Consider the following 6,029-nt stretch of genomic DNA (forward strand, 5'->3'; position numbering starts at 1 on the left):
CCTGCAGGGAATCAAGGTAGGCGATGTTGTGACTTTTACCTTCATTCAGGCAAATGGTGATTATGTCATTACCCATATCCAGTCTGACCGATAGGTGGCGGCCAATAAAGGAGGAAGCATGAAATGATTGTTTCATTTCCAGAAAGCGCTAGCCAAGTATTCGCCATCATCAGAAAAGGAGTGACTGCGGTATGGCTGCTAGGATTGCTGATGCCACTCAATTTGCGGGCAGAGACTGCTAACCATGCTCATCCGCGGATAGGACAGCAAGATAGGCTCCTCACCGAAGGCCAGCAGGTAACGCCACTGGCTACGCTGATTAGCGAGGTTTTGCAAAACAATCCGGAAATTCAGGCTGCTTTGCGGGAACGCGAAGCAGCGCAGCAGAGAATATCCCCTGCAGAAGCACTGGACGATCCGATGCTGGAAGCCGGTGTAGTCAATGCGCCCCTTGCCTCCTCACCATTCAACCGCGACGACATGACCATGAAAATGATTGGTCTATCCCAGCGTTTCCCCTTTCCGGGGAAACGCGGTTTACGCAAAGAGGTTGCGAGTAGAGATGCGCAAGCAATCGACCATGGCTATCAGGAAACGGTGAATCGTATCGTCCGCGATCTGAAGGTTGCTTATTTAGACCTGGGGTTGACCCTAGAAATGACCAAGCTGGTCGAGAAAAACAAGTTGATTCTGGAAGATTTCACCCATTTGGCTGTGGATCACTATCAGGCAGGAATGGGTGCCCAGGCCGATGCTTTCAAGGCTCAAACGCAGGTTTCCAGGATGCAGGATGAGCTTCTTCGATTGGCACGCGAACGGCCTGTAATCGAAGCAGAGCTCATTCGTGTGCTAGGACGCCATTACGGTGGGGGAAGTCTAAACCCAACGATACATCCCATGCAGGAAGTATCGTTAAATTTAGATTCACTTCGTGAGACGGCCTTTGCACAGCGGCCGCAGCTATTAGCACTGCAGAGCCTTGTCGCGCGCAATCAAAAAACGCTGGAACTGGCACGCAAAGACTATTACCCCGACTTCGATGTGCGCCTATCGTATGGGCAACGTGACAGCATGCTGGACGGTAGTCAGCGCCCCGACATGGTCACGATGACCGTAGCAATCAATCTACCGGTATGGCGCGCCAACAAAATCGAACCGCGCATCGCAGAATCTCTTGCAATGCACCAACAAGCATTGGATTTATATCAGGCTCAAAGTAATGAGATCGCCGCAAAACTGCGTCAGCAAGTGGCAACAGCCGAACAAAATTTCAAATCAGCCAGGCTGTATCGAACAGCCATTCTGCCGCAAGCCAGACTATCGGTTGAGTCGGCACAGGCTGCTTATAAAGTCAACCGGGTCGATTTTCTCACCCTGCTTGATAGCCAAATGACCGTATTCAACTACGAAATCAGTTTGATCACAGCAATCGCCAATTATCACAAGGCGCTCGCGGAAATCGATCTGCTCATCGGCAAATCCCCCGATGAATTTGCACACCTACGCTAACAGGAGATCATTATGCGGTCCTTTGCTAAAATAATCATGGCTGTCATGCTGGTCGCATTTTCACTCACTATCGGGTATTGGTGGGGCAGCAAGCAAGTGGACCAGACGGCCAATGTGCCCACTGCAACTCAAGAAAGAAAGATCCTTTATTACCGCAATCCGATGGGGTTGCCAGATACTTCTCCTGTCCCCAAGAAAGATCCGATGGGTATGGACTATATCCCCGTTTATGAAGGGGAAGAACCGCCGTCTGATAGTCCCGCAATAAAGATCAGTACCGAAAAAATCCAGAAGCTCGGCGTGCGAACGGAAGCAGCCGCCCTCCGCCAGCTTGTTCGTACCGTCAGGGCGGTTGCCACGATCCAAGCGGACGAACAAAAACTGTATACGTTAGTAACCAAATTCGAAGGATGGATTCATCGGCTCTACGTCAATACCACTGGCCAGACCGTAAAAAAGGGGCAAGCGTTGATGGAGGTCTACAGCCCCGAGCTGATTGCGGCGCAACATGAATATCTCATCGCCATGAAAGGCTTGCACCTGGTTTCCGAAAGCGATCGCGATGTCCAGCTTGAGATGCAAAGGCTGGTGGAGAGTGCCCTGCAACGGCTGCGCAATTGGGATATCTCGGAGATTGAACTGCAGCGGCTGCAACGCGAAGGCACAGCCAGGCAATACGTTACGTTGCGTTCTAAAGCAAATGGCGTCGTGCTGGAAAAACCGTCGGTCGAGGGCAAACGCTTTGCGCCGGGAGAAGTGCTTTATCAAATTGCCGACTTATCCAGCGTCTGGGTGTTGGCCGACGTGTTCGAACAGGATCTCGCCATGATTCATCCTGGACAGAAAGCGACCATCCGGGTCGATGCTTATCCGGCCAAGGTTTTCAACGGTGAAGTTGCTTTTATTTATCCGATGATCACCCCTGAAACCCGTACCGCCATCGTGCGCATCGAGCTACCCAACGATCAGGGTCTGCTTAAGCCCGCTATGTACGCGCGTGTGGAATTTGCTTCTTTTCATACGGACGACAAAGTGCTCACCATCCCAGATTCGGCCGTGCTCGATACCGGTACGAGGCGGCTGGTGCTAGTCGATGTGGGCGAAGGTCGCTTTGAGCCCAGAACCGTCAAACTAGGCATGCATGCCGATGGCTACGTGGAGGTGCTGGGAGGGTTGGAAGCAGGTGAAGCCGTGGTAGTCAAGGCCAATTTCCTGATCGATGCAGAAAGTAATCTCCAGGCTGCACTGAGCGGCTTTGGTCATGACAGCCATCCGTTGGCAGCGGAAGAAAAACCCCATCCGGAAGCTGCTATAGTCAACGAAGGCATGCCGTCACACAGGCATCAAGGCGAAGGCAGTATCGAAGCAATTGATTTTGCTCATGCCACCGTCACGCTGGCGCATGGCCCGATCGCCAGCCTCAAGTGGCCTGCCATGCTGATGGATTTTCGTCTTGCCGATCCGGCTTGGCTTCGTTCATTGAGGCCTGGCCAGCAGGTTGCCTTCGAAATCACCGAAGAAGCAGCCGGTGAGTATGTCATCATCCATATCCAGCCCTTGGGTGGTAATGCAGCTGGCAGCAAACAAGGGGGACAGTGAAATGGTTGGCAAAATCATCGAGTGGTCGGTGCGCCATGTTTTTCTGGTATTACTGGCGACGTTCTCTATCGTTGCCTGGGGTGTTTATGCAGTGTGGAAAACACCGGTCGATGCGATTCCCGATTTATCCGATGTCCAGGTCATCATCTATACCGAGTACCCCGGCCAAGCACCGCAGGTAGTGGAAGATCAAATTACTTACCCGCTCTCTACCGCCATGCTGAGTGTGCCTAAATCAAAAGTAGTGCGTGGTTTGTCGGCTTTTGGCGTATCGTTTATCTATGTCATTTTTGAAGATGGCACCGATATCTACTGGGCGCGTTCCCGTGTGCTGGAATACCTGAGCTTTGCCGCCAACAAATTGCCACAAAATGTTAGGCCTGCACTCGGCCCCGACGCGACCGGGGTAGGCTGGGTCTATCAATATGCCGTTACCGCTGAAGAGCATACGCTGGATGAGCTGCGTAGCCTTCAGGACTGGTTCTTGCGCTATCAATTGGTCGTGGCGGAGGGCGTCTCAGAAGTAGCCAGCGTTGGCGGGTTCGAAAAAACCTATCAGATTACGGTCGATCCACGGCGCTTACAAGCCTATGGCATCTCCCTCAAAACGGTGATCGATGTGGTCGCTCAGAGTAACCGCGATGTGGGCGGACGGGTGATCGAGCTTACAGAAACCGAGTACATGGTGCGCGGCAAAGGTTATCTACGCGGTATCAGCGACCTCGAGTATCTAGTAGTAAAGGCACATGAGGGCAAGCCGGTGTTGCTGCGTGATGTCGCCCGCGTTGAGCTAGCACCCACTGAGCGCCGGGGCATCACCGAACTTAATGGTGAAGGCGAAGCCGTTTCTGGGATTGTCGTTGCGCGTTATGGTGAGAATGCGCTCGATGTCATCCGAAATATCGAGGCCAAAATCGATGAACTCAAACCTGGATTACCCGCTCGCGTTGAGATTCAACCTGTTTATGACCGCTCTGAGCTAATTGAGCGCGCCATTGAAACACTGAGCGAAGTATTGATCGAGCAAGTGATTATCGTCGCACTGGTCTGTGCGGTTTTCCTCATGCATGTGCGCAGCGCCTTGGTGGCCATCATCATGCTACCAATCGGCGTGTTGATCGCCTTCATTGTCATGTTTCATCTGGGTATCAATTCCAACATCATGAGTCTGGCAGGCATCGCTCTGGCCATTGCCGAGATGACCGACGCGGCTATCGTCATGGTGGAGAATGCGCATAAGCATCTTGCGCGCCTTGATCCGCATGCATCTGCCGCAACGCGGATGGATGCCATTATTGCAGCCTGTCAGGAAGTCGGCCCGACGCTGTTTTTCAGCTTGCTGATCATTACGGTATCGTTTCTGCCGATTTTTACGCTCGAAGACCAGGAAGGGCGTCTGTTTCAGCCGCTTGCTTTAACCAAGACATTTGCCATGGCGGGCGCTGCACTGCTTTCCATTACGCTGGTGCCCGCGCTGATGTTGTTACTGCTCCGTGGTCGCATTCCGCGGGAGCAAGACAATCTGTTGGGTCGGCTTATGATTCGGCTTTACCGGCCAATCATCCCTTGGGTGATCCAATGGAAAAAAAGTATTCTGGTGGTGGCTATTGCGGTATTGGGGTTGACCGTTTATCCGGCTCTCAGACTCGGCACCGAATTCATGCCGCCACTCAATGAAGGTACGTTGCTTTATATGCCCGTCACCTTGCCGGGTATTTCGGTCACCAAAGCCGCAGAAACCCTACAAACCCAGGACAAAATCATCAAGAGCTTTCCGGAGGTAGCCTCGGTATTCGGCAAAGCCGGGCGCGCCAATACCGCTACCGACCCTGCACCACTGGAAATGACCGAAACGATCATCAACCTGAAACCGGAAAGCGAGTGGCGCCCAGGGATGACCATCGACAAACTGATTGCCGAGTTGGATCAGTCGTTACAAATACCCGGTTTCAGTAACGCCTGGACCATGCCGATCAAGAACAGGACTGACATGCTCGCCACTGGCATTCGCACACCAGTCGGCATTAAGGTATTCGGCAACGATCTGAATGAAATAGAAAAATTAGGCAAACAGATCGAGATGGTCATCAAAACCGTGCCCGGTACCACCAGTGTTTATGCGGAACGAACCACTGGCGGCTATTACCTCGATATCGAACCCGATCGCATGGCGCTCGCTCGCTATGGGTTGGCGGTTGGTGATTTGCTGGAAGTCATTTCGGCAGCACTGGGCGCGGAAACCGTCACCACCACCGTGGAAGGACGCGAGCGCTATGGGGTAACCGTGCGCTATCCGCGCGAACTACGCAGCGACCCGCAAGCGATTGCTACGCAGGTACTGGTTCCCACCATGGGAGGGGCGATGATTCCCCTCGGTCAGCTCGCGCAAATCAAACTGGTGCAGGGTGCACCGGCTATCCGTACCGAGAATGCGCTGTTGTCCGCATATATTTTCATTGATATCCGTGAGCGTGATATTGGCGGCTATATCGCAGATGCGCAGCAGGCCGTCCTTGAACAAGTGCAGTTTCCACCCGGCTACTATATTGCTTGGAGCGGCCAGTTCGAGTACATGCAGCGCGCCACCGAGAAATTGCAAGTGGTGGTACCGCTGACACTTTTAATCGTATTTGTACTGATCTATTTGAATTTCAACCGCCTGACCGAAACCTTGATCGTGATGCTATCAGTGCCTTTTTCTGTAGTTGGTGGTATCTGGCTGATGTATTGGCTTGGCTACAATATGAGTGTCGCAGTAGCAGTGGGCTTCATTGGCTTGGTTGGGATTGCAGCGGAAACCGGCATGGTGATGCTGGAATTTCTCGACCAGGCATTCAAAGCTATTGTGGCAAAACGTCATGCAGCGGGTGAAAAAGTCACGGTGAACGATCTGTATACCGCTGTGGCACAAGGCGCAGTAA

3 protein-coding genes are annotated in these 6,029 nt (G+C 52.7%); all 3 read left to right on the forward strand.

The features are described from left to right. Positions 1-123: 123 nt before the first annotated feature. Positions 124-1,509 (forward strand): TolC family protein, encoded by a 1,386-nt coding sequence (locus C8R30_RS15270; RefSeq protein ID WP_258192079.1) that lies wholly within the window; start codon positions 124-126, stop codon positions 1,507-1,509. A gap of 12 nt (positions 1,510-1,521) precedes the next feature. Further along, the gene (locus C8R30_RS15275) at positions 1,522-3,108 is read left to right on the forward strand and encodes an efflux RND transporter periplasmic adaptor subunit (protein WP_107790522.1); all 1,587 of its coding nucleotides are present in this window, start codon (positions 1,522-1,524) and stop codon (positions 3,106-3,108) included. Between the two features lies 1 nt (position 3,109). After that, a partial coding sequence (locus C8R30_RS15280; RefSeq protein WP_107790523.1) for an efflux RND transporter permease subunit occupies positions 3,110-6,029 on the forward strand: 2,920 nt, incomplete at its 3' end.

Source organism: Nitrosomonas nitrosa, from assembly GCF_003051105.1.
In the GTDB taxonomy this organism is placed as follows: domain Bacteria; phylum Pseudomonadota; class Gammaproteobacteria; order Burkholderiales; family Nitrosomonadaceae; genus Nitrosomonas; species Nitrosomonas nitrosa.